General features: G+C 68.1%; 20 protein-coding genes. 11 read left to right on the forward strand and 9 right to left on the reverse strand.

Annotated features, from left to right (window positions below; translation table 11 throughout):
• Positions 1-22: 22 nt before the first annotated feature.
• From G0A00_RS05505 to G0A00_RS05525, 5 genes are all read left to right on the forward strand, one after another.
• A complete protein-coding gene (locus G0A00_RS05505; RefSeq protein ID WP_164179188.1) occupies positions 23-994 on the forward strand; it encodes a TAXI family TRAP transporter solute-binding subunit in 972 nt (323 codons plus the stop codon).
• A gap of 90 nt (positions 995-1,084) precedes the next feature.
• On the forward strand, positions 1,085-3,721 hold the full coding sequence (locus G0A00_RS05510) for a TRAP transporter permease (protein ID WP_164179190.1): 2,637 nt from the start codon (positions 1,085-1,087) through the stop codon (positions 3,719-3,721).
• A gap of 11 nt (positions 3,722-3,732) precedes the next feature.
• On the forward strand, positions 3,733-4,161 hold the full coding sequence (locus tag G0A00_RS05515; protein ID WP_066108145.1) for a universal stress protein: 429 nt from the start codon (positions 3,733-3,735) through the stop codon (positions 4,159-4,161).
• 13 nt (positions 4,162-4,174) lie between these two features.
• Positions 4,175-5,497 (forward strand): aspartate aminotransferase family protein, encoded by a 1,323-nt coding sequence (locus tag G0A00_RS05520; protein WP_164179192.1) that lies wholly within the window; start codon positions 4,175-4,177, stop codon positions 5,495-5,497.
• A complete protein-coding gene (locus G0A00_RS05525; protein ID WP_368667664.1) occupies positions 5,494-6,285 on the forward strand; it encodes a 3-keto-5-aminohexanoate cleavage protein in 792 nt (263 codons plus the stop codon). The genes G0A00_RS05520 and G0A00_RS05525 overlap by 4 nt, the downstream gene beginning before the upstream one ends.
• Positions 6,286-6,318: 33 nt before the next feature.
• Here the strand turns inward: G0A00_RS05525 and G0A00_RS05530 are convergent, their stop codons facing one another.
• On the reverse strand, positions 6,319-7,560 hold the full coding sequence (locus tag G0A00_RS05530) for a multidrug effflux MFS transporter (protein ID WP_164179194.1): 1,242 nt from the start codon (positions 7,558-7,560) through the stop codon (positions 6,319-6,321).
• A gap of 137 nt (positions 7,561-7,697) precedes the next feature.
• Between G0A00_RS05530 and G0A00_RS05535 the strand changes: the two genes are divergently transcribed.
• The 4 genes from G0A00_RS05535 to G0A00_RS05550 all read left to right on the forward strand — a co-directional run bounded on the left by G0A00_RS05535 (position 7,698) and on the right by G0A00_RS05550 (position 11,314).
• The gene (locus tag G0A00_RS05535) at positions 7,698-8,276 is read left to right on the forward strand and encodes a TetR-like C-terminal domain-containing protein (protein ID WP_164179196.1); all 579 of its coding nucleotides are present in this window, start codon (positions 7,698-7,700) and stop codon (positions 8,274-8,276) included.
• Positions 8,277-8,454: 178 nt separating this feature from the next.
• A complete protein-coding gene (locus G0A00_RS05540; protein WP_164179198.1) occupies positions 8,455-9,033 on the forward strand; it encodes a TRAP transporter small permease in 579 nt (192 codons plus the stop codon).
• Complete coding sequence (locus G0A00_RS05545) at positions 9,030-10,319, forward strand: TRAP transporter large permease (protein ID WP_164179200.1); 1,290 nt, start codon at positions 9,030-9,032, stop codon at positions 10,317-10,319. Before G0A00_RS05540 ends, G0A00_RS05545 begins: the two co-directional genes overlap by 4 nt.
• Positions 10,320-10,330: 11 nt before the next feature.
• Positions 10,331-11,314: a TRAP transporter substrate-binding protein gene (locus tag G0A00_RS05550; RefSeq protein WP_164179202.1), complete on the forward strand. Its 984-nt coding sequence runs from the start codon at positions 10,331-10,333 to the stop codon at positions 11,312-11,314.
• 46 nt (positions 11,315-11,360) lie between these two features.
• On the opposite strand, the gene G0A00_RS05555 is transcribed toward G0A00_RS05550, so the two are convergent.
• Genes G0A00_RS05555 through G0A00_RS05570 form a run of 4 tightly spaced genes read right to left on the reverse strand, consistent with a single transcriptional unit; the run spans position 11,361 to position 14,815 of the window.
• Positions 11,361-11,903, reverse strand: a complete 543-nt coding sequence (locus G0A00_RS05555; RefSeq protein ID WP_164179204.1) for a cytochrome b — start codon at positions 11,901-11,903, stop codon at positions 11,361-11,363.
• Positions 11,904-11,925: 22 nt separating this feature from the next.
• Complete coding sequence (locus tag G0A00_RS05560) at positions 11,926-12,711, reverse strand: ABC transporter ATP-binding protein (protein WP_164179205.1); 786 nt, start codon at positions 12,709-12,711, stop codon at positions 11,926-11,928.
• Positions 12,708-13,751, reverse strand: coding sequence for an iron ABC transporter permease (locus G0A00_RS05565; protein ID WP_066108170.1), 1,044 nt, complete (start codon positions 13,749-13,751; stop codon positions 12,708-12,710). Before G0A00_RS05565 ends, G0A00_RS05560 begins: the two co-directional genes overlap by 4 nt.
• Positions 13,748-14,815: an ABC transporter substrate-binding protein gene (locus G0A00_RS05570; protein WP_368667665.1), complete on the reverse strand. Its 1,068-nt coding sequence runs from the start codon at positions 14,813-14,815 to the stop codon at positions 13,748-13,750. The genes G0A00_RS05565 and G0A00_RS05570 overlap by 4 nt, the downstream gene beginning before the upstream one ends.
• Positions 14,816-14,981: 166 nt before the next feature.
• Between G0A00_RS05570 and G0A00_RS05575 the strand changes: the two genes are divergently transcribed.
• Positions 14,982-15,860, forward strand: a complete 879-nt coding sequence (locus G0A00_RS05575) for an alpha/beta hydrolase (protein WP_164179209.1) — start codon at positions 14,982-14,984, stop codon at positions 15,858-15,860.
• A gap of 2 nt (positions 15,861-15,862) precedes the next feature.
• Here G0A00_RS05575 and G0A00_RS05580 read toward each other — a convergent pair whose 3' ends face one another.
• The 4 genes from G0A00_RS05580 to G0A00_RS05595 all read right to left on the reverse strand — a co-directional run bounded on the left by G0A00_RS05580 (position 15,863) and on the right by G0A00_RS05595 (position 22,690).
• Positions 15,863-19,744, reverse strand: a complete 3,882-nt coding sequence (locus G0A00_RS05580) for a non-ribosomal peptide synthetase (RefSeq protein WP_164179211.1) — start codon at positions 19,742-19,744, stop codon at positions 15,863-15,865.
• 1 nt (position 19,745) lies between these two features.
• Complete coding sequence (locus G0A00_RS05585; RefSeq protein WP_066108181.1) at positions 19,746-19,982, reverse strand: phosphopantetheine-binding protein; 237 nt, start codon at positions 19,980-19,982, stop codon at positions 19,746-19,748.
• Positions 19,979-21,607 carry a (2,3-dihydroxybenzoyl)adenylate synthase gene (locus G0A00_RS05590; protein ID WP_164179213.1) on the reverse strand — a complete coding sequence of 543 codons (1,629 nt, stop codon included), beginning with the start codon at positions 21,605-21,607 and terminating at the stop codon, positions 19,979-19,981. The genes G0A00_RS05585 and G0A00_RS05590 overlap by 4 nt, the downstream gene beginning before the upstream one ends.
• A gap of 168 nt (positions 21,608-21,775) precedes the next feature.
• Positions 21,776-22,690: a LysR family transcriptional regulator gene (locus G0A00_RS05595; RefSeq protein ID WP_164179215.1), complete on the reverse strand. Its 915-nt coding sequence runs from the start codon at positions 22,688-22,690 to the stop codon at positions 21,776-21,778.
• Between the two features lie 158 nt (positions 22,691-22,848).
• On the opposite strand from G0A00_RS05595, the gene xdhA reads away from it, so the two are divergent.
• Positions 22,849-24,300: a xanthine dehydrogenase small subunit gene (xdhA, locus tag G0A00_RS05600; protein ID WP_164179217.1), complete on the forward strand. Its 1,452-nt coding sequence runs from the start codon at positions 22,849-22,851 to the stop codon at positions 24,298-24,300.
• Positions 24,301-24,308: the final 8 nt, after the last annotated feature.

Consider the following 24,308-nt stretch of genomic DNA (forward strand, 5'->3'; position numbering starts at 1 on the left):
CAAACTCAGGGAGACATTCAACATGACCAAACCGCTGATCGGCGCCCTCGTCGCTGCCGCAACGGCCTTTGGCGCAGGCGCAGCCGCCGCGCAGGACCAGACCTTCATTTCGATCGGGACCGGCGGCGTCACGGGCGTTTATTACCCCACCGGCGGCGCGATCTGCCGTCTTGTGAATCGTGGCCGCTCCGAGCACGGCATCCGCTGCGGCGTGGAGTCGACCGGCGGCTCGGTGTTCAACATCAACGCCATCCGTGGCGGCGAGCTGGAATTCGGCGTCGCCCAGTCCGACTGGCAGTACCACGCCTACAACGGCACCTCGCGCTTTGAGGAAACCGGCGCCTTCGAAGGCCTGCGCGCGGTCTTCTCGGTGCACCCCGAGCCCTTCACCGTGGTCGCCCGCGCCGATGCGGGCATCGAGACCTTTGAGGATCTCAAGGGCAAGCGCGTGAACGTCGGCAACCCCGGCTCGGGCCAGCGCGGCACGATGGAAGTGCTGATGGACAAGCTGGGCTGGACGATGGACGATTTCGCCGTGGCCTCCGAGCTGCAGGCGGCCGAGCAGTCGCAGGCGCTCTGCGACAACAACATCGACGCGATGGTCTATACCGTCGGCCACCCGTCGGGCTCGATCCAGGAAGCCACCACCGCGTGCGACTCGGTGCTCGTCGAAGTGTCTGGCGAAGCGGTTGATGAGCTTGTCTCCGAGAACCCGTTCTACCGCACCGCCACCATCCCCGGCGGCATGTATCGCGGCAATGACGAAGACACCCACACCTTCGGTGTCGGCGCGACCTTCGTCAGCTCCGAAGACGTGCCCGAAGATGTGGTCTACGAAGTGGTGAAAGCCGTGTTCGAGAACATCGACCAGTTCCGCGGCCTGCACCCGGCCTTCGCCAACCTCGACCCCAAGGAAATGGCGTCTGCCGGTCTGTCGGCGCCGCTGCACGCCGGTGCCGAGCGCTATTTCAAGGAAGCTGGCCTGATCGAGTAAGATCGGCACAGCTTTCGCAACGACAGTCGGCCCGGGCGCTCAGAGCAGCGCCCGGGCCTTACCGGAAGACGGCATCAGAGGGGCCTCAGCATGAGCGACAATCCACAGCAGGGCGGACGCCAGTTCAGCGACGAGGAGCTTCAGGACCTCGTTGCCAGCACCGACAGCGGCGCGCGCGCGCCGAGCAACCGCTACGTCGCGATGCTGATCGCCGGGTTGGCGCTGGCGTGGTCGCTGTTCCAGCTTTGGATCGCGCAGCCGCAGCTTTGGTTCGCCGACATCCTGCCTGCGCTGAACTCGTCGCAGACCCGGCCCATTCACCTGACTTTCGCCATCCTTCTGGCCTTCCTCGCCTATCCGGCGCTCAAGTCCTCGCCGCGCGACCGCGTGCCGCTGACTGACTGGCTGCTGATGGCGGTGGGCGGCTTCTGCGCCTTCTACGTGTTTCTCTTCTCCGACCATCTCGCGATGACCGCCCGCTCCGGCTTGCCGACGCAGCTGCAGGTGATCATCGGTGCGGTCGGCCTGCTGATCCTGCTCGAAGCCAGCCGCCGCGCGCTGGGACCGGCGCTGACCATCGTCGGCGCGCTGTTCCTGCTTTACGCCTATATGGGCACCGGCTGGCTGATCCCCGAGCTCATCGAGCACGAGGGCCTGTCTTTCACCGCGCTGATCAACGCGCAATGGCTCGACACCGCGGGCGTCTTCGGCATTCCGCTGGGGGTTTCGACCGCCTTCGTCTTCCTCTTCGTGCTGTTCGGCTCGCTGCTCGATAAGGCGGGCGCGGGCAATTACTTCATCAAGCTGGCCTTTGCCGGCCTCGGCCACCTGCGCGGCGGCCCGGCCAAAGCCGCGGTGGTGGGCTCGGCGATGACCGGGCTGATCTCGGGCTCGTCGATCGCCAACGTGGTGACCACCGGCACCTTTACCATCCCGCTGATGAAACGCGTCGGCTTTTCCAACGAGCAGGCGGGTTCGGTCGAGGTCGCCTCTTCGGTCAATGGCCAGATCATGCCGCCGGTGATGGGCGCCGCCGCCTTCCTGATGGTCGAGTTCATCGGCATCTCTTACGTCGAGGTGATCAAACACGCCTTCATCCCGGCAGTGATCTCCTACATCGCGCTGGTCTACATCGTGCACCTTGAGGCGCTGAAAAAGGACATGCCCGCGCTTGGCGAGGCCAAATCCTTTGCCGGGATGATCCTCAAGTTCTTCATCGGCTTTGCCGTCGCCGGTGCCGGGTTCACCGCGCTGATCTACGTCGTCGGCGCGCTGAAGGGCGCGATGCCCGCGCTGGCCGCGCCGATCATGATGCTGGTGCTGGCGGGGCTCTACCTCTGGCTCGTGGCCATCGCCGCGCGCCGCCCCGATCTCGAGGTCGACGATCCGAGCAACCCCAACATCAAGCTGCCCACGGTGGGCGAGGTCTATGCCACCGGCCTGCACTACATCCTGCCCATCGTGGTGCTGGTGTGGTTCCTGATGGTCGAGCGTCAGAGCCCGGCGAAATCGGCCTTCTACGCCACCGCGCTGATGCTGCTGATCATCATCACCCAGCGCCCGCTGAAGGCGCTGTTCCGCGGCCAAGGCGCGCATCTGGCGGCCGAGTTCAAGGCGGGCTTTGGCGATCTGATCGAGGGGCTCATCGCCGGGGCGCGCAACATGATCGGCATCGGCGTCGCCACAGCGGCGGCGGGTATCATCGTCGCCACCGTCACCAAGACCCCCATCGGCACCGAGCTTGCAGGCCTCGTCGAGCAGCTTTCGGGCGGCAGCCTGATCATCATGCTGATCCTCGTGGGTCTTTTCTCGCTGATCCTTGGCATGGGCCTGCCGACCACTGCCAACTACATCGTGGTCTCGTCGCTGATGGCCAATGTGGTGGTCTCGCTCGGCGCCCAAGAAGGGCTGATCGTTCCGCTGATCGCGGCGCATCTTTTTGTGTTCTACTTCGGCATCATGGCCGATGTGACGCCGCCCGTGGGCCTTGCCTCCTTCGCCGCCGCCGCCGTGTCGGGGGGCGATCCGATCAAGACCGGCTTTACCGCCTTCTTCTACTCGCTGCGGACCGTCGCGCTGCCCTTCCTGTTCATCTTCAATCCCACGCTGATCCTCTATGGCGTCGACCTTGGCACTGCCTCGGGAATCTTCCACGCGGCCTTCGTCTTCGTCGTGGCGACCTTCGCCATGCTGCTCTTCGCCGCCGCGACGCAGGGCTATTTCCTTGCCCGGTCGCGCATTTGGGAAAGCGTGGCGCTGCTCTTGGTCGCCTTCACCCTCTTCGTGCCCAACGTCTGGCTGAACTGGGTGCAGAGCCCGTTCGAGAATGTGCCCCCCGCGCAGTTCGAGCAAGTGCTGGCCGAACTGCCCGAGGGCAGCCGCATCCGGCTGGAAATCGCAGGGCCGGACTTCAACACCGGCGAGACCGCCTCGACCACGCTGGTCATGGACGCCCATGGCGACAGCGCGCAGGAGCGGATCGACAATTCAGGCCTGATGCTCTTCCCCGAGGGCGATGTGGTGAAGCTTGACGAGCCGATGTTCGGCACGCCCACCGCCGAGAAACTGGCGAACTTCGACTTCTACGCCGATACGCCGGTCACCCTCGCCTCGGTTCTCGTGCCGCAGGATCGTCTGCCCGCACAGATCTTCTACATCCCCGCGCTGCTGCTGCTGGGGCTGGTCATCCTGATGCAACGCCGTCGCCAGACCAAGCCGGCCTTCTGAGGAGCGAAGCCATGTATAAGACGATCCTTCTGCCCGTCGATCTCTCGGCCCCCACCAGTTGGACCAAGGCGCTGCCCACCGCGCTGCAACTGGGCGGCGAGGGCGTGGTGCTGCATGTGGTGACCGTGCTGCCCGATTTCGGCATGTCGGTGGTCAGCGGCTTCTTCAAGGAGGGCTTCGAGAAGGGCGCTCTGCAAGAGGTCGGCGAAAAGCTGAAAACTTGGGTGAATGAGAACGTCCCCGACAGCGTCACCGTGCATCCGCATGTGCTGCACGGGCGCATCTACGACGAGATCCTGCGCGCCGCCGACAAGCTCTCGGTCGATGCCATCGTGCTGGCCTCGCACACCCCCGAACTTGCGGACTATCTGCTGGGGCCGAACGCCGCCCGGGTGGTCCGCCATGCCAAACAATCTGTCTTCGTCGTGCGCGGCGAATAATCGGAGAACTTCAATGGGACATGTCTTCGGACGCTCGAACGCGCAGCTGCCTTTGGCGGTGCGCGGCGAGGGATGCTATATCCACGACGCGGAGGGCCGCGCCTATCTCGACGGCTCGGGCGGCGCGGCGGTGTCCTGCCTCGGGCATTCCGACCTGGACGTGCGGGCCGCGATCCATGCACAGCTCGACCAGCTGGCCTTTGCCCACAGCGGCTTTTTCACCTCCGAGCCCGCCGAAGGGCTGGCCGATCTGCTGATCCAGAACGCGCCGCAGGGGATCGACAAGGTCTACCTGCTGTCGGGCGGGTCGGAGGCGGTTGAGGCGGCGATCAAGCTCGCGCGGCAGTATTTCCTCGAGACCGGCCAGCCGCAGCGCCACCGGGTGATCGCCCGCCGCCAGAGCTATCACGGCAACACGCTCGGGGCGCTGGCCGCCGGAGGCAACGCATGGCGGCGCGAGAAATACGCGCCGCTGCTGGTCGAGACCTCGCATATCGCGCCCTGCTATGAGTACCGCCTGCGCGAAGACGGCGAGAGCGCCGAGGCCTACGGGCTACGCGCTGCCGATGAGCTGGAGGCGGAGATCGAGCGCCTCGGGGCAGAGTCGGTCATGGCCTTCATCGCCGAGCCGGTGGTGGGTGCCACGGCGGGCGCGGTTCCGGCTGTCGAGGGGTATTTCAAGCGCATCCGCGAGATCTGCGACCGCCACGGCGTGCTGCTGATCCTCGACGAGGTGATGTGCGGCATGGGCCGCACCGGCACGCTGTTTGCCTGCGAGCAGGATGGGGTCTCGCCCGACATCGTGACCATCGCCAAGGGCCTTGGCGCGGGCTACATGCCGATCGGGGCCATGCTCTGCAGTTCGGCTATCTACAATGCCATCGCCGAAGGCTCGGGCGCGTTCCAGCACGGCCACACCTACCACGGCCACCCGCTTGCCGCCGCCGCCGGGCGCGCCGTGCTCACCGCCATTCTGGAGCGTGATCTGCTGACGCAGGTGCGCAGCCGGGGCGCCTCTCTGCAGGCGGCGCTGACCGAGGCGCTCGGCCAGCATCCGCATGTGGGCGATATCCGCGGGCGCGGCCTTTTCCGCGGCGTCGAACTGGTCGAGGACCGTGCCAGCAAGACCCCCTTCGACCCGGCGCTGAAGATCAACGGCAAGGTGAAGAAATTCGCCATGGACGAGGGGCTGATCTGCTACCCGGCGGGCGGCACGCTCGACGGCAAGCATGGTGATCACGTGCTGCTGGCGCCGCCCTTCATCATCTCCGAGGATCAGATCGGCGAGTTGGTCGGCAAACTGAGCCGCGCCATCGACCGGGCCATCGCCGCATGAGCCGGTTGGCACATCTGCCGCGCATCATGCTGGCCCCCAACGGCGCGCGCCGCACGCGCGCCGACCACCCCGCCCTGCCCGAGACGATCCCGCAGATCGTCGCTGCGGCGAAGGACGCTTTCGCCGCCGGTGCCGAGGCGCTGCACGCCCATGTGCGCGACGCCGAGGCCAAACACGTACTCGACGCCGGGCTCTACCGCGAACTGCTGGCAGAGATGGCGCGCGCAGTGCCCGACATGCCGGTCCAGATCACCACCGAGGCGGTCGGGCTCTACAGCCCCGAGGCGCAGCGCGCTTTGGTGCGCGCGCTGAGGCCCGAGGGTGTCTCGGTCGCCCTGCGCGAGATGTGGCCCGATCCCGGCCCGGACGCCGAGGCGCAGCGCTTCTATGCAGAGACCGACGCCGAGGGCATCGCCCTTCAGCACATCCTTTATGCCCCCGAGCAGGTGACACGTCTGGCGCATCTGGCAAGCGACGGTCTGATCCCGCCGCCCCGGCAGGTGCTCTTCGTTCTTGGCCGCTACGCGCCGCCGACACTGGCGCAGCCCGAAGACCTCGATGGTTTCCTGCGCGCGGCAAAGGCGCTGCCGCAGGGTGTGCAATGGGCCGCCTGCGCCTTCGGGCGCACCGAAGAGGCCTGCCTGCTGCGCGCGACCGAGCTGGGCGGCGGCATGCGGATCGGTTTTGAGAACAACATCGAGCGCCCCGATGGCAGCCCGGCCAAGGACAACGCGGGACAGGTCGCCGCGCTTGTCTCGGCGCTGGCCGCGCGGGCGGAAAAGGTCTGAGCCGGAACCGGCCCAGACCAAACGCGTAAGCGCTCAGGCCTCGACCATCTCCGCTTCGGCACCCTGCCCCCGGCGCCCGACCGTCCACAGCAGCCACGCCAGCGACGCAGGCACCAGCAGCCCCAGCGCCATCGGCAAGGGCGTCCCGCTGCCCCCGAGTGCCACGCAGGACGACACCGAGAAGGCCAAGCCGAACTGGATCGCCCCAAGCAGCGCCGAGCCGATGCCCGCGCCCTCGCGCGCCGCGCCCATGGTGATCGCCATGGCGTTGGCGCTCAGCAGGCCGACCATGCCGATCGCCAGCCACAGCGGCGCCACGAAAACCCACAGCGCCTCGGTGCCCGACAGCACGACCAGCGCCAGCCCCGCCAGCGCGTAGACCGGCAGTCCCGCCGCCATGATGCGGGCCGGATCGAACCGGTCGAGCAGCTTGTTGTTGAGCTGACCCGACAGGAAAAGCGCCGCCGCAATCGCCGCGAAGAGCAGGCCGTAAGACAGCGAGCTGAGCCCGAAGACGCCCTGGAACACGCCCGACGAGCCGGTGATGAAGGCGAACATGCCGCCTTGGATCAGCCCCGCGACCAGCGCCGGGACGACGAACTCACGCCGCGACAGCAGATGACCCGCGGTGCGGGCGGCGCTGCGGAACGGCGCCGAGACCCGGCGCTCGCGCGGCAGCGTTTCGGGGATCACCAGCGCCGAGAGTGCAAGCGCCAGCAGACCCACCAGCACCATCGCCACGAAGATCGCACGCCAGCCAAAGCCTTCGAGCAGCAGACTGCCCAGCGTCGGCGACACGATCGGCCCGAGGGTCATCAGCATGACCAGAACGGTCATCGCCTTGGCCGCCTGTCGCCCCTCGTAAAGATCGTTGACCACCGCGCGGCCCACCACCATGCCCGCGCAGGCCCCGACCGCCTGCAGCAGCCGCAGCGCGTTGAAGACCGCGATGTCCTCGACCATGAGCAGCGCCACCGAACAGCCCGAGAAGAGCGCGACGCCCGCCAGCAGCGGGCCCTTGCGCCCATAGGCATCAAGCAGCGGCCCCATCACCAGCTGACCAAGGCAGAGCCCCAGAAAGAACAGCGACAGCGACAGTTCGATGGTGGAATGGCTGGTGCCGAAGGCCTCGGCGATATCGCCCATGGCGGCAAGATACATGTCGGTCGCAAGCGGCGGAAAGATCGACAGCAGCGCCAGCGTCGCGGTGATCGCGGTGCGGCGGCCTTGGCTGAGCGAAATGGGTGGAGAGCTTGCGGGCTGCGGTTGCTGCATGGCGAATTTTCCGATCTGTTATGAACGCCCGCTCCGGCGCCGGCTGAATAATGGACTTGAGTCTAGAAAGCACTTAGTAGACTGCAGTCCATAAATCAATGCGGTCGGTCTGTGCGGCTGCAGACAGGAGGATGTGCATGTCGGACGAGGCAAGGCAGGGCGGCAGACCGCGCGACGAGGAAGCGGGCCGCGCGTTGAAGGCGGCGGCGCTGCGCCTCGTGCGGGAACGCGGCTATGCGAAGATGTCGATCGCCGCCATTGCGCAGGCCGCCGGGGTGGCGCGACAGACGCTCTACAATCGCTGGAACACCAAGGCCGATCTGGTGCTCGACGCGGTGTTCGAGGAAGCCGGGCGCAATGTCGCTTTCCCGGCTGCGGACGAAACCAGCAGCTCTGCCGCGCAGCTCGAAGCCTTCCTCGCGCAGGTCTTCGCGCATCTCACCGAGGATGGCGACACGCTCTGCGCGCTGATCGCCGCCGCTCAGGAAGACGACGGGTTCCGCGCGGCGCTGCACACGCGGTTTGTGGCGCCACGCGAAGCGATCGTCACCGACCTGCTGCGCCGGGCGCAAGCGCGCGGCGAGCTTGCCGCGGGGCGTGATCCGCTGATCCTGTCGCAGATGATCCACGGCGCCTTCTGGTACCGGCTGCTCAATGGTGCGCCGGTGGATGCGGATCTGGCCCGCGCGCTCGCCGCCGAGGTTTTTGCGCACTGACGTCGGGGACATCGGCCTGCCACGCCCGGGGATTTGTCACCGGTTCACCACAACTTGACCGGGATACCGGGGATCAGTCTGACGCCACGGCAAAACTTGATTGAAACGCTCATCTATGCGCGCGATACCGCCCGCAACGCCCGCGCGTTTCTTTTGATGATTGCCGACCCGAGCCCTGATGCCCCTCGCCCAAACCCTTTCTTCCTGCTGCGCCGACCGCCCGCCGCGTCTTGCCACGATGAACGCACGTCTGGCCCGGCTCGAGGCCGGGCTCGCAGGGCTCATGCTCGCGGCGGTGCTGTTGATCAGCTGTGCTGGCGCTGTGGCGCGCAGCCTTGGCACGCCGCTGATCTGGGCCGATGAGGCGGCGGTGGCTGCGATGGTCTGGTCGGGCTTTCTCGGCGCTGCGGCGCTGTTTGGCCGCCGCGGACATATGGCGCTGACCTTCCTGCCCGAGCGCCTTGGCCGCCGCGGCACCGCAGCCCTGCGGGTGCTGGTGGATGCGCTGCTGCTGGCGGGCTTTGCCGGGCTCGGGCTTGTGGTCTGGCGCTGGTTCGATCTGCCGGGGCTGCTCGCCGCCGGTTCGGCGCAGGCGCTGGCGGATGCGAGCTTCAACTTTCTTTACCTCGAACCGACGCAGACGCTGGGCATCCGCAAGATCTGGATCTGGCTGGTACTGCCGCTCTTCACCCTTGGCGGCACGCTGCACGCCGCGCTGCTGCTGGCCATGGACCTGCGCGGAGAGACCCCGCAATGATCCCCGTCTTTGCCTTTGCCGGAATGCTGACCCTTGCCGTGCCGATCGCGGCGGCGCTGGCGCTGAGCGCGGTGCTGCTGATCGTCCTGCGCGGCGACATGATCCTTTTTGCCAGCCTGCCGCAGCAATTCATCGCCGGGATCGAGAGCTATGGCCTGCTGGCGCTGCCGCTCTTCATTCTGCTGGGCGAGGCGATGAACGCGGGCGGCTCGGGACGGCGGCTGATCGCGCTGGCCGGGCTGCTGGTCGGGCCGGTGCGCGGCGGTCTGGCCTATGTGAGCCTCATCGCCAACGTCATGCTTGCCGCGATCCTTGGCTCGACCGTCGCCCAGCTGACGGTGATGAGCCGTATGGCGGTGCCGCAGATGGTCCGCGCGGGCTATCCGCGCGCCGACGCCGTGGCGCTCACCGCCGCGGGTGCGATGCTGGCGCCGGTGATCCCTCCGTCCATGCTGTTCATCCTCTACGGGGTGATCGCGCAGGTGCCGATTGGCGATCTCTTTGTCGCCGGGCTGGTCCCCGGCGCGCTGATGGGGCTGGCGTTCTTCGGCGTGATCTACTGGCGGGCGCGGCGGGTGCCATGGCCGGGAGGAGCGGCAGGCAATGCCGCCTCTGGCGAGGTGGAAGCTGCGTATTTGGGGAACAATGAAAGGGCGCGGGTGCTGCGCGAGGCGCTGCCTGCGCTGCTGATCCCGCTCTTTGTCGTGGTCTCGATCCTCTGCGGGTTTGCCACACCGACCGAAGCTGGCGGGCTGGCGGCACTGCTGGCATTGGGGCTGGGGCTTTTTGTCTACCGCGAGATCACCCTTTCGGATCTGCCGGGACTGTTCATCCGCGCGGCGCTCGGGGCGGCGGTGGTGCTGTTTCTGGTGGCCTGCGCGCAGCTTCTGGCGTGGGTGCTGGCCTATGCGGGCATCCCGGCGCAGCTGGGCAGCTGGCTTTCCGCCAGCACCGAGAGCCCGCTTGTCTTCCTGCTGCTGCTGAACCTGCTGCTGCTCGGCGTGGGCATGGTGATGGACCCGATCCCGGCGCTGCTGCTGACGGTGCCAGTGCTGCTGCCGCTGGGGACAGGGCAATACGGGCTCGATCCGGTGCATCTGGGGCTGGTGATCTGCATGAACCTGTCGCTTGGCCTGCTGACGCCGCCCGTCGGTGCCGGGCTCTTCGCCGCGGCGAGCCTTTCGGGCGAGCCCGCCGGACGCATCGCCGCGCGGCTGATACCCTTTCTCGCAGCCGCTTTCGCGGTGCTGATCGCCGTGTCGATCTGGCCGCTGCTGACCATCTAGGAGGACCCCCCATGGACCGTCGTACGTTCGTGAAAACCGCCATTGCGGGCAGCGCGCTGAGCGCCGCCCCTGCCCTGCCTGCGCTGGCCGGTCCCGGCACGCTGCGGATCGGGCTGATTACCCCGCCGAGCCACCAATGGAGCAAAAGCGCCGAGGCGCTGGCCGCGCGGCTGGCAGAGGCCAGCGGCGGGCGGATTGCGCTGTCGGTACATGCGGCGGGTCAGCTGGGCAGCGAGGCGCAGATGCTGCAGCAGTTGCAGGCAGGCGCGCTTGATATGGCCTTCCTGACGCTGGGCGAGCTGTCGAACCGCAACGCGCAGTTCGGCGCGCTCACCGCGCCCTATCTGGTGCGCGATATGGGTCAGGCGCGGCGCTTGCTGGCAGGCGCCACGGCGCAGGAACTGCTGGCCAAAGCCGGGCGGCTGGGGCTGGTCGGGCTGGGCTTTGGCATGGCGGGGATGCGGCAGGTGCTGCTGCGCGAACCGGCTCCGGCCGGGGAGGCGCTGCAGGGACGCAAGATCCGCACCGTGCCGCTGGCGCAAGAGCTGGACTTCTGGCGCCGCGTCGGGGCCGCGCCGACGCCCCTACCGCTGCCCGCGCTTTACGATGCGCTGGCCAACGGCCAGATCGACGGCATGCAGATCGACTTCGAAGGCACGTGGAACAGCCGCTATTTCGAACATGCCTCCGAGATGCTGGCCTCGGATCACATGATCTTCCCGATGATCGCCGTGGGGTCTGGGCGGCGATGGGCGACGCTGTCGCATGAGGACCGCGCGCTGATCGACGGCGCGGTGGCAGAGACGCTGGAAGAGTTGCGCGCGACCTATGAGGAAATCGACGCGATCTACCGCGCGAAGATCGAAGAGGCGGGTTTCCCGGTTCGATCGGTGGACCGCAGCTATTTCAGTGGCGCCGTCGACGCGTGGTATAGCGAATGGCGGGTCAAAACGCCGGTACTGGAACGGCTCGAGGCCGAGGCAGCCAAGCTTTGATAGGCCGCGCGGGGCATCGCCATGTGGCGGCGCCCCGCGCCAGGTCTCAGCCGCGGCCCGCCATGCGGCGCAGCGTGCCATCGCGCCAGAGCCCTTCGTGCAGCGCGACCATGGCGATGTGACCGGCGATCACCACGGCCATGACCCAGCCAAGCTCGCCGTGCAGCAAGTTGCCCGGGGCCGTGGCCCAAGCCAGTTCCGCCTCACGCGGGGCGAAAATCTGCGTCCCGAAAGGGGCAAAGCCGCGGGTGCCGCCCCATGCCCGCAGCAGCGCCAGCGTCGGGATCGCCAGCATCAGCAGATAGAGCACCCCATGCCCCGCCGCTGCCGCCTTGCCCAGAGCGCCCTCGCCATGCGACGGACGGCGCTTACGGCTCAGGATCGCCCAGACCACCCGCAGCACCACCAGCAAGAAGATCACGAAGCCCACGCTTTGGTGCGTGCCGACGAAAAATCCGGTGAACCCGTTGCGTCCAAAGAGCAGCTTCAATCCCATGCCAAGGAACTGCCAGAGGATCAGCGCCGCCAGCGCCCAGTGCAGCAGCCGCGAGATGGCGCCATAGCGCGTTTCACTGTCGAGCAATTGCATGTGTCTAATATCTCCGAGAAATTTAGGGGCCCGAGAGCCCGTCTACCATGACCATGACGCGCCCTTCCGAGCAGCGTTCGACCCGCGCGTCGATGCCGTAGACCCGCGACAGGCTGTCCGGCGTCAGCACCTCCGAAGGCGCGCCCGCCGCGTGCAGCGCGCCGCCCTCAAGCAGCACCACCCGGTCGGCCCATTGCGCCGCCAGCGCCAGATCGTGCAGCACCGCGATCACGATGCGCCCCTCGCGCGCCAGCTTGCGCGCCTCTGACAGCAGGTGGAATTGCCGCGCCAGATCAAGCGCCGAGGTCGGCTCATCGAGCAGCAGAAGCTGCGGATCGCGGATCATCGCCTGCGCCAGACCCACCGCCTGCCGCTGCCCGCCCGAGAGCGCCGCCATCGGGCGCATCGCCAGATCGGACAGCCCGAAACGCTCCAGCACCTCCAGCGCGTGGCGTGCCGCCGCCGGGCCGCGCAGCGTGCGCCCGGTCAGACCGCCGCCCGCATTCATCGCAACCATCAGGCTGTCGAGCACCGAAAGCGCCGAGCGGCTTTCCAGCGTCTGCGGCATGAAGCCGACGCGCTTGGCCTGTTCGGCGCGGGAAAGTCCGTGCAGCGCTTGCCCTTCCAGCGTGATCTCGCCGCTCGAAGGCAGCAGCCCGGCGATGGCCCGCAGAAGCGTGGACTTGCCGGCGGCGTTGGGCCCGGCGATCACCGCGAAGTCGCCCATGGCAAAGGGCGGCAGCGTCAGCCCGTCGATCACCTTGCGCGCGCCGCGCGCCACCGAAAGGCCCTTGATCTCGAGGCTCATCGCATGTCCTTCCGCAGCACGAGGGCGAAGAACACCGGCAGGCCGACCAGCGAGGTCACGATGCCCACCGGCAGCAGGATGCCCGGCACCAGCAGTTTCGAGGCGACCGAGGCCAGCGACATCAGCAGCGCCCCGGTGAAGAGGCTCGCAGGCAGCAGGAAGCGGTGATCCTCGCCCACCGCCATGCGCGCGATATGCGGCCCGGCAAGGCCGACGAAGCCGATCACCCCGACCATCGAGACCGAAGCGGCGGCCAGCAGGCTCACCCGCACCAGCGTCCAGCGCCGCAGGTGCGCCACGTCGAGGCCAAAGCCCTGCGCCTGATCATTGCCAAGCCGCAGCGCGGTCAGCCGCCACGAGGCGGCCAGCGAAAACGGCAGGCAGGCGGCCAGCACCAGCGCCAGCACCGCGATGCCCTCCCATCGCGCGTTGACGAGGCTGCCCATGGTCCAGAACACCAGTTGTTGCAGCGCGTCGGGGGAGGCGACGAATTGCACCAGCGCCAGCAGCGCCGCGGCGGTGAAGTTGACCGCGATGCCAAGCAGGATCACCACCTCGGAGCCGCCGCCGCGCAGGGCCGAGGCCAGTTGCAGCAGCCCCAGCGCCAGCAGCGCAAAGAGAAAGGCGTTGCCCGAGACGGCCCAGAGCGCCGGAATGCCGGGGATCGCAAGGCCGAGCACGATGGCGACGCCCGCGCCAAGCGCCGCCGAAGCCGAAATGCCCAGCGTGAAGGGCTCGGCCAGCGGGTTGTCGAGCACGGTCTGCATCTCGGCCCCCGAGAGCGACAGCGCGGCGCCCACCAACAGCGCCATGACCGCCACCGGCAGGCGCACCTGCCAGACGATCACCTCCGCCGCCTTGGGCACCTCGCCCAGCCCGGTCAGCGCGCGCAGCACCTGATCGAGCGGCAGGCCAGAGGGGCCCGACACCAGATCGAGCAGCACCGAGGCCAGCGCCCCCAGCCCCAGCAGCACCACCAGCAGCACCCGCCGCTGGCTGCGCCGGGACTGCTCGGCCAGAATGGTCTCGATCGCGGTCATTCGCTTTCGATCCAATAGCTTCCGGTCATATCGACGGGCGAGAACCGCGCTTCGAATTCGGCCATGGTGGCCTTGGGATCGAGATCGGCGAAAAGCTCTGGGTGGAAGCGTTTGGCCAGCGCCTCGATGAGCGCGATATGCGCCGGGAAATCGTTGAACAGATGCCAGATGCCGATGGCGTGCCCTTCGGAGACCGCGCGCAGATCGGCAAAGCCGGGTGCTGCGAGCAGCTGCGCAAAGCTTGCCTGCGCGGTGGCTTCGTCGATGCCCGCGCCCAGCACCAGCCCGCCGCGCGCCTGCATATGGGCACCGCCCGTGGCGAGATAGACGTCCGGATCAGCCGCCAGAAGGTTCTCGAGCCCGACGTTGCCCATCACCCCCGGCACGCTGTCGCGGCCGATGTTGTAGCCGCCCGCCGCCTCGACGAATTCGTCAAACACGCCCGGCCCGACGGTGGCGCAGCAATTGGTCGGCGCGGCGTGCACATGGATGAAGACGCGCGGCGGCTCGGGCTGGGCGGCCTTCAGCTTTGCGCGGATCGCGCCCAGATGCTCCTCGTAGAAGGCGGCGAACTCCTCGGCCCGCGCCTCGGCCCCGGTCAGCGTGCCGATGAGCCGCAGGCTGGGCAGCGTGTTCTCGAGCGGCGCGGTGAAGAAATCGACAAAGGCCACGGGGATACCAGCCGCCTGAAGCTGGCGCAGCGGCATCTCCATCTGCGGCGCGGCCGCATCCATCACGCTCAGCAGCACCAGATCGGGCATCAACGCGATGGTCCTCTCGACCGAGAGCAGCCGGTTGCCCGCCCCCACCGGCGCCACATCCTTCAGCGCCGGAAACTTGGCGAGATAGGCGTCATAGGTGGCCGGGTCGAGCCCCTTGTCCTGCCGCCAGCCGGCGAGCAGCGACACCGGATCGTCGTGCAGCATCCCCAGCACCGCAAGATGCCGCCCCTCGCCCAGCACGATGCGCTTCGCGGGCGCATCCAGAACCACCTCGCGCCCGGCGATATCCGTCACCCGGATCTCGGCCTGCGCCGGCAGTGCCAGAAGCGTCAGCAGTGGCACGAGAGCCAGAAACAGAGCTGGGAGCCATCCCCCCCGAAAAATGCGAGGATGCCTGAGACTCAGTGTCATGGGGGTCCTTTCTTCAGCGCGATCGGCCATTGCAGCCGGCGCCAAGGGAAATTACTTGAGTGGTATTGTCAACTAATAAGCCCGCGAGCGGAATGTCATGCGCGACCCTGCCCCTCAGCCCTCCCTGCCGCCGCATCGCGGACAGGCAGCCACGCTGCAAATCCTTGCGACTCCGGTCTCTTCCCATGTGCTGAGCAGCCGGGTGCTGCCGCGCGAGACCTGCGGCCCCGAGGCCGAAGAGGCTCCGGCGACGCGCGTCTTTCTCGCGCTGCCCAAGGCCCCGGCGCCCGCGGGCGGCTGGCCGATCCTCTATATGCTTGATGGCAATGCAGCCTTCGATTTCCTGACGCCCGCACTGCTCGAAGCGGTTCCGGGGCTGATCGTCGTCGGCATCGGCTATGACACCGACAAGCAATTCGCCCGCGCCCATCGCATCTTTGACTATTCGCCGCCCGAGACGCCGGGCGCCAGGCCGAGGCCCGACCCGCATCACACCGAGCGCATGGCGGGCGGCGGCGAGCGGTTCCTTGACCGGCTGACCGGCGGCATCCGCACAGAGATCGAGCAGGGCCTGCCCGTGGACGCAGCGCGCCGCACGCTCTGGGGGCACAGCTTCGGCGGGCTCTTCACGCTGTATACCGCGCTGAGCGTGCCCGGCGCCTTTGCCCGCTACGCCGCGATCAGCCCCTCGGTCTGGTGGGACGAGGCTTTGGTGACCCGGCTGATCGACACGCGCGAGATCACCGATGGCCCTGCGCGGGCGCTGCATTTCGGCGTCGGCGACCGCGAGAAACGCACCGGCAGCGCTGGTGCGCAGCCCGACGGGCCGCCGCCGCCGACCCTGCGGATGATCGAGCGGCTGCGCGGCACCCCCGCCGGGCTGGAGATCAGCGCGCAGGTCTTTCCCGGCGCTGTGCATATCGCTTCGCTGCCCGCTTCGCTGCCGGGCACGCTGGCGCTGGCCGCCCGCGCCTGAGCTCAGGCGCGGCGCGCATCCGGGACACATGCGGCCTCCTCGGCCTCGGCCATACGGGCCGAAAACTCCGGTCCGAGCCGCTCTGCCGCCACCTGCGAGACCATCTCGGGGTGCAGCAGCGGCAGGTCGAGCGTATCGACCGCCGCGACATGCGGCTGCCACAGACCCGCGTGCAGATCGCGCCCGGCATGATCACGCGCGGCACGCACATGCAGCACGCGCCCGCCATAGTGGCGCTGCTCGTGACCCCGGATCAGCCTGTTGGTGCCGGTGACCAGTTGCACCACCGCGTCGAGCACGCCATCGGGCAGACTGCCGAGCGGCGTGCCGCCCTGCTTGAGGAAGCCCACCACCGCCGCCCGGCTGTCGAGCTCCGGGTGGCTGTCGGGGTCATGCCCGGCGATGGCCAAGAGCGCACGCAGCGCCTCGGCGTCGGTGAGTTCGGGCTCTGCCTGCCAACATTCCGCCGGATAGGAGTCGAGCATCGCCACCAGCCCGACCGCGCGTCCGCGTGCCGAAAGCTCCACCGCCACTTCCTGCGCGAGGATGCCGCCCACCGACCAACCGGCGAGGTGGATCATCCCGTGAGGGGCCTGCGCCGCGATCCGCTCGGCATAATCGGCGGCAAGGCTGCGCAGGCTGCCCGGCAGCGGCTCACCGGTCAGCAGCGGCGATTGCAGCGCGTAGACCGGACGGGGCTCGGTCAGCGCCCGTGCCAGCCGCCGGTAGCCCCAGCCAAGCCCTCCTGCCGGATGCAGGATGAAGAGCGGCGCGCCCTCGCCGCCCGCCAGCGGCAGCAGCGGCGCCAGACCGGCGCGGGCGGTGTCGGCCATCTCTAGCGCGCGGGCCAGCTGCGCCAGCCCCGGCGTCTCGAAGATCTGCCCCAGCCCCGGATCCTGCCCGAAGGTGGCCTCGATGCGGAAACTCAGCGTCAGCGCGGTCAGGCTGTCGCCGCCAAGGTCAAAGAAATCCGCCTCGCGGCTCGGCGTGTCGGGCAGATGCAGCACTTCGCGGTAGAGCGCGGCGAGGCGCTCTTCGACCGGACCGACCGGCGGCGCGCCCTGCGGCATCTCCAGCAGCGGCGCGGGCAGCGCCTTGCGGTCGAGCTTGCCCGAGGTGGTCATCGGCCAGCTGTCCAGCGTGACAACCGCAGAGGGCACCATATGCGCGGGCAGCGCGGTGGCCAGCTCGGCGAGCAGCGGCGCGCTGTCGAAACCGGGCGCGGCGAGCACATAGGCCACCAGCCGCGGCTCGGCACCGCCATCGCTGCGGGCCAGCACCACGGCGTCGCGCACGAGGCCGGTTTGCTTGATCGCCGCCTCGATCTCTCCTGGCTCGATCCGCATGCCGCGGATTTTCACCTGATGATCGGCGCGCCCGGCGTAGACCACCGCGCCATCGGGGCGCAGGTAGGCCACATCGCCGGTGGCATAGAGCCGCTCGCCGGGGCGGAAGGGATCGGGGATGAACCGCTCTTCGGTCAGGTCGGGCCGCGCCAGATAGCCGCGCGCCAGTTGCACGCCACCCAAGTAAAGCTGCCCATGCACGCCCGGTGGCACCGGGCGCATGCGCCCGTCCAGCACCTGAACGCGGGTGTTCCAGACCGGAAAGCCGATCGGCAGCGGCGCGCTGCGATCCTCCGGCGCGGCGTCCCAATAGGTGACATCCACCGCCGCCTCGGTCGGGCCGTAGAGGTTGTGAAGCTGGGCGCTGATCCGTGCATGGAAGCGCTCGCGATGCTCGGCGGTCAGCGCCTCGCCCGAGCAGAACACGCGGGTCAGCGCCAGACCTTCGGAGGCCGGGGCTTCGAGGAAGGCCGAGAGCATCGAGGGCACGAAATGCATCGTGGTGATCGCCTCGCGGCGCACCAGCCGGGCGATGGCCGACGGGTCGCGATGCGCTCCGGGCGCGGCAAAGACCTGCGTCGCGCCGCAGAGGAAGGGCAGGAACAGCTCCCAGACCGACACATCAAAGGTGGTGGGGGTCTTCTGCAAAATCCGGTCGCTGAGCCCAAAGCCATAGTGATCGCGCATCCACAACAGCCGGTTCACGATGGCGCGGTGCTCGATCATCACCCCCTTGGGCTCGCCGGTGGAGCCGGAGGTGAAGAGAATATAGGCCAGATCATCCGGGGTGATGCCGGGCTCGGGCGTTGCGCCGGTCGCGGGCCAGTCTTCGGGCGCGAAGGGCGCCATGCCGCCCGCGTCGAGACCACGTTCCGCCAGCAGCGCCACCGCGCCCGTGCGCTCAATCAGCGCGGCAAGGCGCGGCGCCGGGTTCTCGGGGTCGAGCGGCACATAGGCGGCCCCGGCGCGCAGGATCGCCACCAGCGCCACCGCCAGATGCTCCGAGCGCGGCAGCGCCACACCCACCACCTTGCCCGGTCCCGCGCCGCGCGCGCGCAGCGCGGCGGCCAGTGCGGCGGACCGGCGGTCCAGCTCGGCATAGCTAAGCGTCCGGTCCTCGAAGACCACGGCGGGCGCCTCCGGCGTCGCTGCCATCTGCGCGGTGATGAGCGCGGTCAGCGTGGTCTCGGGCAGCGGATGGTCCGTGGCGTTGACCTGATGCACCGCCCAGTGCTGCTCGGACGCGGTCAGCGTCGGCACCTCGGCGAGCGTTTCCGCCGCAAGCGCGGCGGTGAGGAACGCCGCCAGCCGGTGCAGATGCGCGCGGGCGTCTTCAGCGGTGTAGAGCGCCGGATTGCTGTCGATCTCCAGCGACAGCGAGGTGGTCGCGTCGCCGCGGAAGGTGGCGGTGATGTCATCAACCGCTCCCGCGCCGAGGATGTGCAGATGTGCTTTGAGTCCTGCAAAGCGCGGCGGCATGTCGAAGGGCTGCACGTTGATCATCGGCCCGTAGAGCCGCGCGTCGATGGCGGTGCGGCGCAGGTCGCGGCGCAGCTGTTCCGAGCGGTAGCGGCCATGCTTGCGCAGCGCGGCAAGGCGCTGTGCCTCTGCCTTCAGAAGGCCCTCAAGCGGCGCATCCTCGTCCGGCGCGCAGCGGTAGGGCAGCACGTTCATCCACATGCAGGGCACGCGGGCGGCCTTGGAGCCCATGCGGGCCATGAACGGCAGGCCAAAGACCCGCTCGCCGCTGCCCGAAACGCGCGAGAAATAGGCCGCGCTCAGCACGGTCAGCGCATCGGGCCAGCCAACGCCAGCGGATTTGGCGCGCGCCTTCAGCGCGGTGCAGACCTCGGGCGGCAGATCGAGCCGCGCGCGGTCGAAACGGGTGGAGGTCACGGCGCGGCCCTCGGCGGGCCCAGCGACGGTTTCCAGCCCGCGCATCTCGCCGCGCCAGAAGGCCCCATCCTCGGCGCGCCGGTCCGAGGCACGATAGGCGTCCGCATCCTCGAGCACCGGCTCCAGCCCCGGAAAGGCGGAGGGCGCGGGCTTGCCCAGCGTCTCGGCGGAATAGACCTCGCCCACCCGGTTGGTCAGCAGCACAATGCCAAAACCGTCGGTGGCCAGATGGTGAATCCGCTCGTACCAGAAGGCCCGGTCCGGCCCAAGCAGGTAGAGCGCGAAATGCCCGGCCTGATCGGCAGCGAGATCGATGGCGCGGCCACTGTCGGCCTGCATCCGCGCCATCGCCTCACCGGCCGGATCGCCCTGCGCCGAAAGATCGACCACTTCGAGCCGCGGCCCCTGCTCGGCCAGCCATTGCCGGGGCGCGCCCTCCACCATGCCGAAGCGCAGACGCAGCGCCGGTGTCTGCGCGACAGCGGCATCAAAAGCGCGGGTAAATCGGGCGACATCGAGCGGGCCGCAAAGTTCGATATACTGCCCGCAGTTGAAGATCGGGTTCGCGCGGTCGAGCGCCTGCGCGTACCAAAGCCCCTCCTGCGCCTCGGTCAGCGGGAAGGCCTGCGCCGCGGCCCCCATATCAGGCCCCCGCGCGCTGCGCGGCGACCACGCCCCACCATGCGCCGAAGGTCTGATGCTCCCAAATCTCCGAAAGATCGCCCTCTTCGCCCTCGTCCTGCCATGTCATCACCAGCGACATCAGTCGCATGGAATCGAGCCCCAGATCGAAGAGGTTGGCCTCATCGGTGATCTCTTCGGGGGCGATCTCCAGCGCTTCGGCGATATCGGCGCGCATCTTGTCCTTGCTGAGGCTCATGCGGCGTCTCCTTTGTTCAGGTAGTTGTCTTTCAGCGCCGCGCGCAGCGCCTTGCGGCTGACCTTGCCCACGGCGGTGGTCTGGAACTCGGGCACAAAGACGATCTGGTCGGGCACCTTGAACTCGGCGATGCCGCGACCGCGGACAAAGGCCTTGAGGTCTTTGGACTGCACGTTCCCCGCTTCCGCGCGCACCACGAAAGCGCAGGTCTTCTCGCCAAGGAACTTGTCGGGCAGCGACACCACGGCGGCGTCAAAGACGCCCTCATGGGCGATCAGGTGATCTTCGACCTCTTCGGCAGAGATCTTCTCGCCCGCGCGGTTGATGTGATCGCCAGCGCGGCCCCGCACCTCGAGATATCCGCCGGGCAGACGCCGCACCACATCGCCGGTGCGATAAAAGCCGTCGGGGGTGAAGCTGCGGGCGTTGGCCGAAGGCTCGGCGTGGTAGCCGCGGATCGTGTAGGGCCCGCGGGTGTAGAGATTGCCGGGCTCGCCCTCGGGCACCGGCTTGCCGTCGTCGTCGAGCACCAGCACCTCGTCATCGGGGCTGATCGGGCGGCCTTGGGTGTTGATGATGATCTCTTCGGGATCGTCGAGCCGGGTGTAATTCACCAGCCCCTCGGCCATGCCAAAGACCTGCTGCAGCGTGCAGCCCAGCACCGGGCGCACTTTCGCCGCCGCCTCGGGGATGAATTTCGCGCCGCCGACGCCCAGCACCTCAAGGCTCGACAAATCGTGGTTGCTGCGCGGCGCGGCCTGCATCCACAGCAGCGCCAGCGGCGGCACAAGGCCGGTGATCGTCACGCCATGTTCGGCAATCAGCCGGAAGGCGACGTCGGGCTGCGGATTCGGGCTCATGACCACGGTGCCGCCCACATGCAGCACGCCTAGATAGCCGGGCGAACTCATCGGGAAGTTATGCGCCGCGGGCAGCGCGCAGAGATAGACGCTGCGCTCGCTCAGCCCGCAGATCTCGGCCGAGGCGCGGACGCTGTAGAGATAATCGTCATGGGTGCGCGGGATCAGCTTCGGCAGGCCGGTGGAGCCGCCGGAGATCTGCAGAAAGGCCACCGCTTGCGGATCGCGCGGCACCGGGGCGCTCAGCCCCTCCCCGCCCAGCGCGTCAAACGCGGTGAACTCGCCCGGATCGCCTGCAACGATCACATGCTCGACGCCGTCGACCTCGGCCAGAACGCGGCGGGCGAGCGGCAGATAGTCGAACCCGTCATGCCGGTCAGCGACCACATAGGCGCGCGCGCCGGATTTGGCGGCAAGATGCAGCACCTCGGTTTCGCGGTGCGCGGGCAGCGCGTAGACCGGGATCAGCCCCGCATAGAAGAGGCCAAAGGCCGCGGCGAGGAACTCGGCCCGGTTCGGCATCTGCAGCAGCACCCGCTCGCCCGGCTCCAGTCCCAGCTCGGCAAAGCCCTCCGCAGCGATCTGGGCGCGGCGCGCCAGTTCGGCATAGCTCCAACGGGCCTCACCAGCGATCACGGCCATGCGATCGGGATACGCCTGCGCCAGCCGGTCGAGCATCTGGCCGAAGGTTTCGCCCTGCCAATAGCCCTTTTCGACGTAGGTTTGCGCCAGTTTCTCGGGCCAAATTTGCTCGGGGGTCGTCATGCTCGATGCTCCGGCGTTGCAATGCAGGGAGGCGCCGCAGGCGCCGTTCCTTCGCGCTACCAATCACTACAAGTTTGGTCAACTTACAATACCGTGTATTTTAATCAGGTATTGATCTGCAAGAAACCGCCTGACAAAGCGCAGAAATTTTCAAGTTTTGGCGCGCGGTCAGCTGTCGAGCCCCGCGATCCGCTCGCGGGCAGCTTCGGCCATGAAGTCGACGAAGAGGCGGATTTTGGGGTCCTGCAACTTTCTGTGCAGGAAGAGGCAGCCAAAGGTCGACGGCAGCGGCGGCGTCGCGGGCAGCACTTCGACCAGCGCGCCGCTGTCCAGGTGGCGCGCCACCTCGAGCCGTGGTCGATTGGCGATCCCATGCCCCTCCAGCGCCCAGGCGGTCAGCACATCGCCGTCGTCGGCATCGAAGCGGCCAGCGACCTCAAGACGGCGCAGCCCGGTCTCGGTCTTCAGTTGCCAGAAGTATTCGGGCGAGCGCGGGTAGCGCAGCAACAGGCAGTTGTGCCGCCCGCCTAGAAGGTCCTCGGGCGTTTCGGGCATGCCGCGCTTTTCGAGGTAGGCAGGCGCTGCGCAAAGCACGCGCGGGCAATCGTAGATCTGTCGCAGCTTGAAGTTGGAATCCTTCGCCACCCCTAGGAAAAACGCCACATCCAGCCGCTCTGCCATCAGGTCGACCTGCCGGTCCGACAGGCGCATCTGCACCTGCACCTCGGGGTATTTCTCGGTGAAGGCGGGCACCAGCGGCGCGATGATCCGGCGTCCGATGCCAAGCGGCGCGGTCACGCGCACCGCCCCGCGCGGGGTTTCCGAGAAATTGGCCACCACCGCTTCGGCCTCGTCGACCGAGGCCAGCACCGTCTTGGCCTGATCGTAGAACACCCGCCCCACTTCTGTCGGGCTGATGGAGCGTGTGGTGCGGTTGAACAGGCGCACGCCAAGGCGGCTCTCAAGCTCCTTGATCCGCTTGCTGGCCACCGCGGGCGTCAACCGCAGGTCGCGCCCGCCCGAGGTGATGCTGCCCAGTTCGACCACCCGGACAAAGACCCGCAGGCTTTCGATATATTGCATGGCTGACCTCCGTGCCCCCGGCATACTACGGCGGGCGACAGATTATTATCAACAATCCGTATAAAGTCCTTGGCGAAACCACGCGTATTCAGAGAGAGTGTGCGCTGCTAGCGTCCCCCTCCGTAAACCCAGCCACATGCTCAGCCACGGAGGGATGCATGACGCACCGGAGCGAGATCCGTTTTCTGCTCAACGGAAGGACCGTGAGCCTGCCTCAGGTTCCGGCGACGCAGACCCTGCTCGATTTCCTGCGGCTTGATCGTCGCCTCACCGGCACCAAGGAAGGCTGCGCCGAGGGCGACTGCGGGGCCTGCACCGTGCTGGTCGGGCGTCTGCATGAGGGCGCGTTGCGGTATGAGGCGGTCAACGCCTGCATCCGCTTCGTCGCCTCGCTCGATGGTTGCCACGTGGTGACGGTCGAGCACCTCTCGGGCCCGGACGGCGCGCTGCACCCGGTGCAGCGGGCGATGGTCGAGCATCACGGCGCGCAATGCGGCTTTTGCACGCCGGGCATCGTCATGTCGCTCTATGCGCTCTGGATGCAGACCCCGCAACCGAGCGAGGCGCAGGTGGAGACGGCACTGCAGGGCAACCTCTGTCGCTGCACCGGCTACGCGCCGATCATCCGCGCCGCCGTGGCGGTGAGCGAATACGGAACGCCTGAGGCGGATCATCTGATGCAAGAGCGCGGGCGCGTTGCGGCGGACCTGCTGGCCCTCAAGGATGGACGCCGGGTTGAGACCGGCCCCGATGGCGACCGCGCGATCCTGCCCGCCGATCTGGATGATTTCGCCGACGCCTATGCCGCGCATCCGCAGGCGACGGTGATTGCCGGGTCGACCGATGTGGGCCTCTGGGTCACCAAGTTCCTGCGCCCGATCTCGCCCGCGATCTTCATCGCCCATCTCGACGCGTTGAAAGCGGTGGAGGTCACCGACGGCGCGATCACCCTTGGCGCAGGCGTCAGCTATTCCGAAGTGCAGCCGCTGATCGCCGAGCATCTGCCGCATCTTCAGGAATACTGGGACCGTATCGCGGGCTGGCAGGTGCGCAACATGGGCACGGTCGGCGGCAATATCGCCAATGGCTCTCCCATCGGCGACACGCCCCCGGTGCTGATCGCGCTTGGAGCCGAGGTCACGCTGCGCCATGGCCGAACCCGCCGGACTCTGCCGCTCGAAGCGTTCTTTATCGACTACGGCAAGCAGGACCGCCGCCCCGGTGAGTTCGTCGAAAGCATCCGCGTGCCGCTGCCATCGCCCGCCACGCGCTGCGCGGCGTATAAAATCTCCAAGCGCCGGGACGAAGACATCTCTGCCGTCGCCGCCGGGATCAGCGTCACCGTCGAGGGCGGTGTGATCCAGAGCGCCCGCATCGCGCTTGGCGGCATGGCGGCCACCCCGAAACGCGCCGGAAAGGCCGAGGCCGCGCTGCGGGGCCAGCCGTGGAGCGAGGCCAGCTTTGCCGCTGCCGCCCGCGCCATGGCCGAAGATTTCGCCCCGCTCAGCGACTGGCGCGCCTCGGCCGACTACCGGATGCGCGTCGCCCAGAACCTGCTGCGGCGGTTCTTTCTCGAACAGGATGGCCAGCCCGTCCGTCTGAGCGCCTGAGGGAGGAA

The sequence above is a fragment of the Salipiger sp. PrR002 genome, from assembly GCF_010500775.1.
Classification (GTDB): domain Bacteria; phylum Pseudomonadota; class Alphaproteobacteria; order Rhodobacterales; family Rhodobacteraceae; genus Salipiger.

Coding starts and splice junctions, on each gene's coding strand:
- G0A00_RS05515 (WP_066108145.1), top strand. CDS start 3,733: ATGTATAAGACGATCCTTCTGCCCGTCGATCTCTCGGCCCCCACCAGT.
- G0A00_RS05530 (WP_164179194.1), bottom strand. CDS start 7,560: ATGCAGCAACCGCAGCCCGCAAGCTCTCCACCCATTTCGCTCAGCCAA.
- G0A00_RS05585 (WP_066108181.1), bottom strand. CDS start 19,982: ATGAGCCTCAGCAAGGACAAGATGCGCGCCGATATCGCCGAAGCGCTG.
- G0A00_RS05565 (WP_066108170.1), bottom strand. CDS start 13,751: ATGACCGCGATCGAGACCATTCTGGCCGAGCAGTCCCGGCGCAGCCAG.
- G0A00_RS05510 (WP_164179190.1), top strand. CDS start 1,085: ATGAGCGACAATCCACAGCAGGGCGGACGCCAGTTCAGCGACGAGGAG.
- G0A00_RS05505 (WP_164179188.1), top strand. CDS start 23: ATGACCAAACCGCTGATCGGCGCCCTCGTCGCTGCCGCAACGGCCTTT.
- G0A00_RS05520 (WP_164179192.1), top strand. CDS start 4,175: ATGGGACATGTCTTCGGACGCTCGAACGCGCAGCTGCCTTTGGCGGTG.
- xdhA (WP_164179217.1), top strand. CDS start 22,849: ATGACGCACCGGAGCGAGATCCGTTTTCTGCTCAACGGAAGGACCGTG.
- G0A00_RS05540 (WP_164179198.1), top strand. CDS start 8,455: ATGCCCCTCGCCCAAACCCTTTCTTCCTGCTGCGCCGACCGCCCGCCG.
- G0A00_RS05525 (WP_368667664.1), top strand. CDS start 5,494: ATGAGCCGGTTGGCACATCTGCCGCGCATCATGCTGGCCCCCAACGGC.
- G0A00_RS05550 (WP_164179202.1), top strand. CDS start 10,331: ATGGACCGTCGTACGTTCGTGAAAACCGCCATTGCGGGCAGCGCGCTG.
- G0A00_RS05560 (WP_164179205.1), bottom strand. CDS start 12,711: ATGAGCCTCGAGATCAAGGGCCTTTCGGTGGCGCGCGGCGCGCGCAAG.
- G0A00_RS05535 (WP_164179196.1), top strand. CDS start 7,698: ATGTCGGACGAGGCAAGGCAGGGCGGCAGACCGCGCGACGAGGAAGCG.
- G0A00_RS05580 (WP_164179211.1), bottom strand. CDS start 19,744: ATGGGGGCCGCGGCGCAGGCCTTCCCGCTGACCGAGGCGCAGGAGGGG.
- G0A00_RS05575 (WP_164179209.1), top strand. CDS start 14,982: ATGCGCGACCCTGCCCCTCAGCCCTCCCTGCCGCCGCATCGCGGACAG.
- G0A00_RS05555 (WP_164179204.1), bottom strand. CDS start 11,903: ATGCAATTGCTCGACAGTGAAACGCGCTATGGCGCCATCTCGCGGCTG.
- G0A00_RS05590 (WP_164179213.1), bottom strand. CDS start 21,607: ATGACGACCCCCGAGCAAATTTGGCCCGAGAAACTGGCGCAAACCTAC.
- G0A00_RS05595 (WP_164179215.1), bottom strand. CDS start 22,690: ATGCAATATATCGAAAGCCTGCGGGTCTTTGTCCGGGTGGTCGAACTG.
- G0A00_RS05545 (WP_164179200.1), top strand. CDS start 9,030: ATGATCCCCGTCTTTGCCTTTGCCGGAATGCTGACCCTTGCCGTGCCG.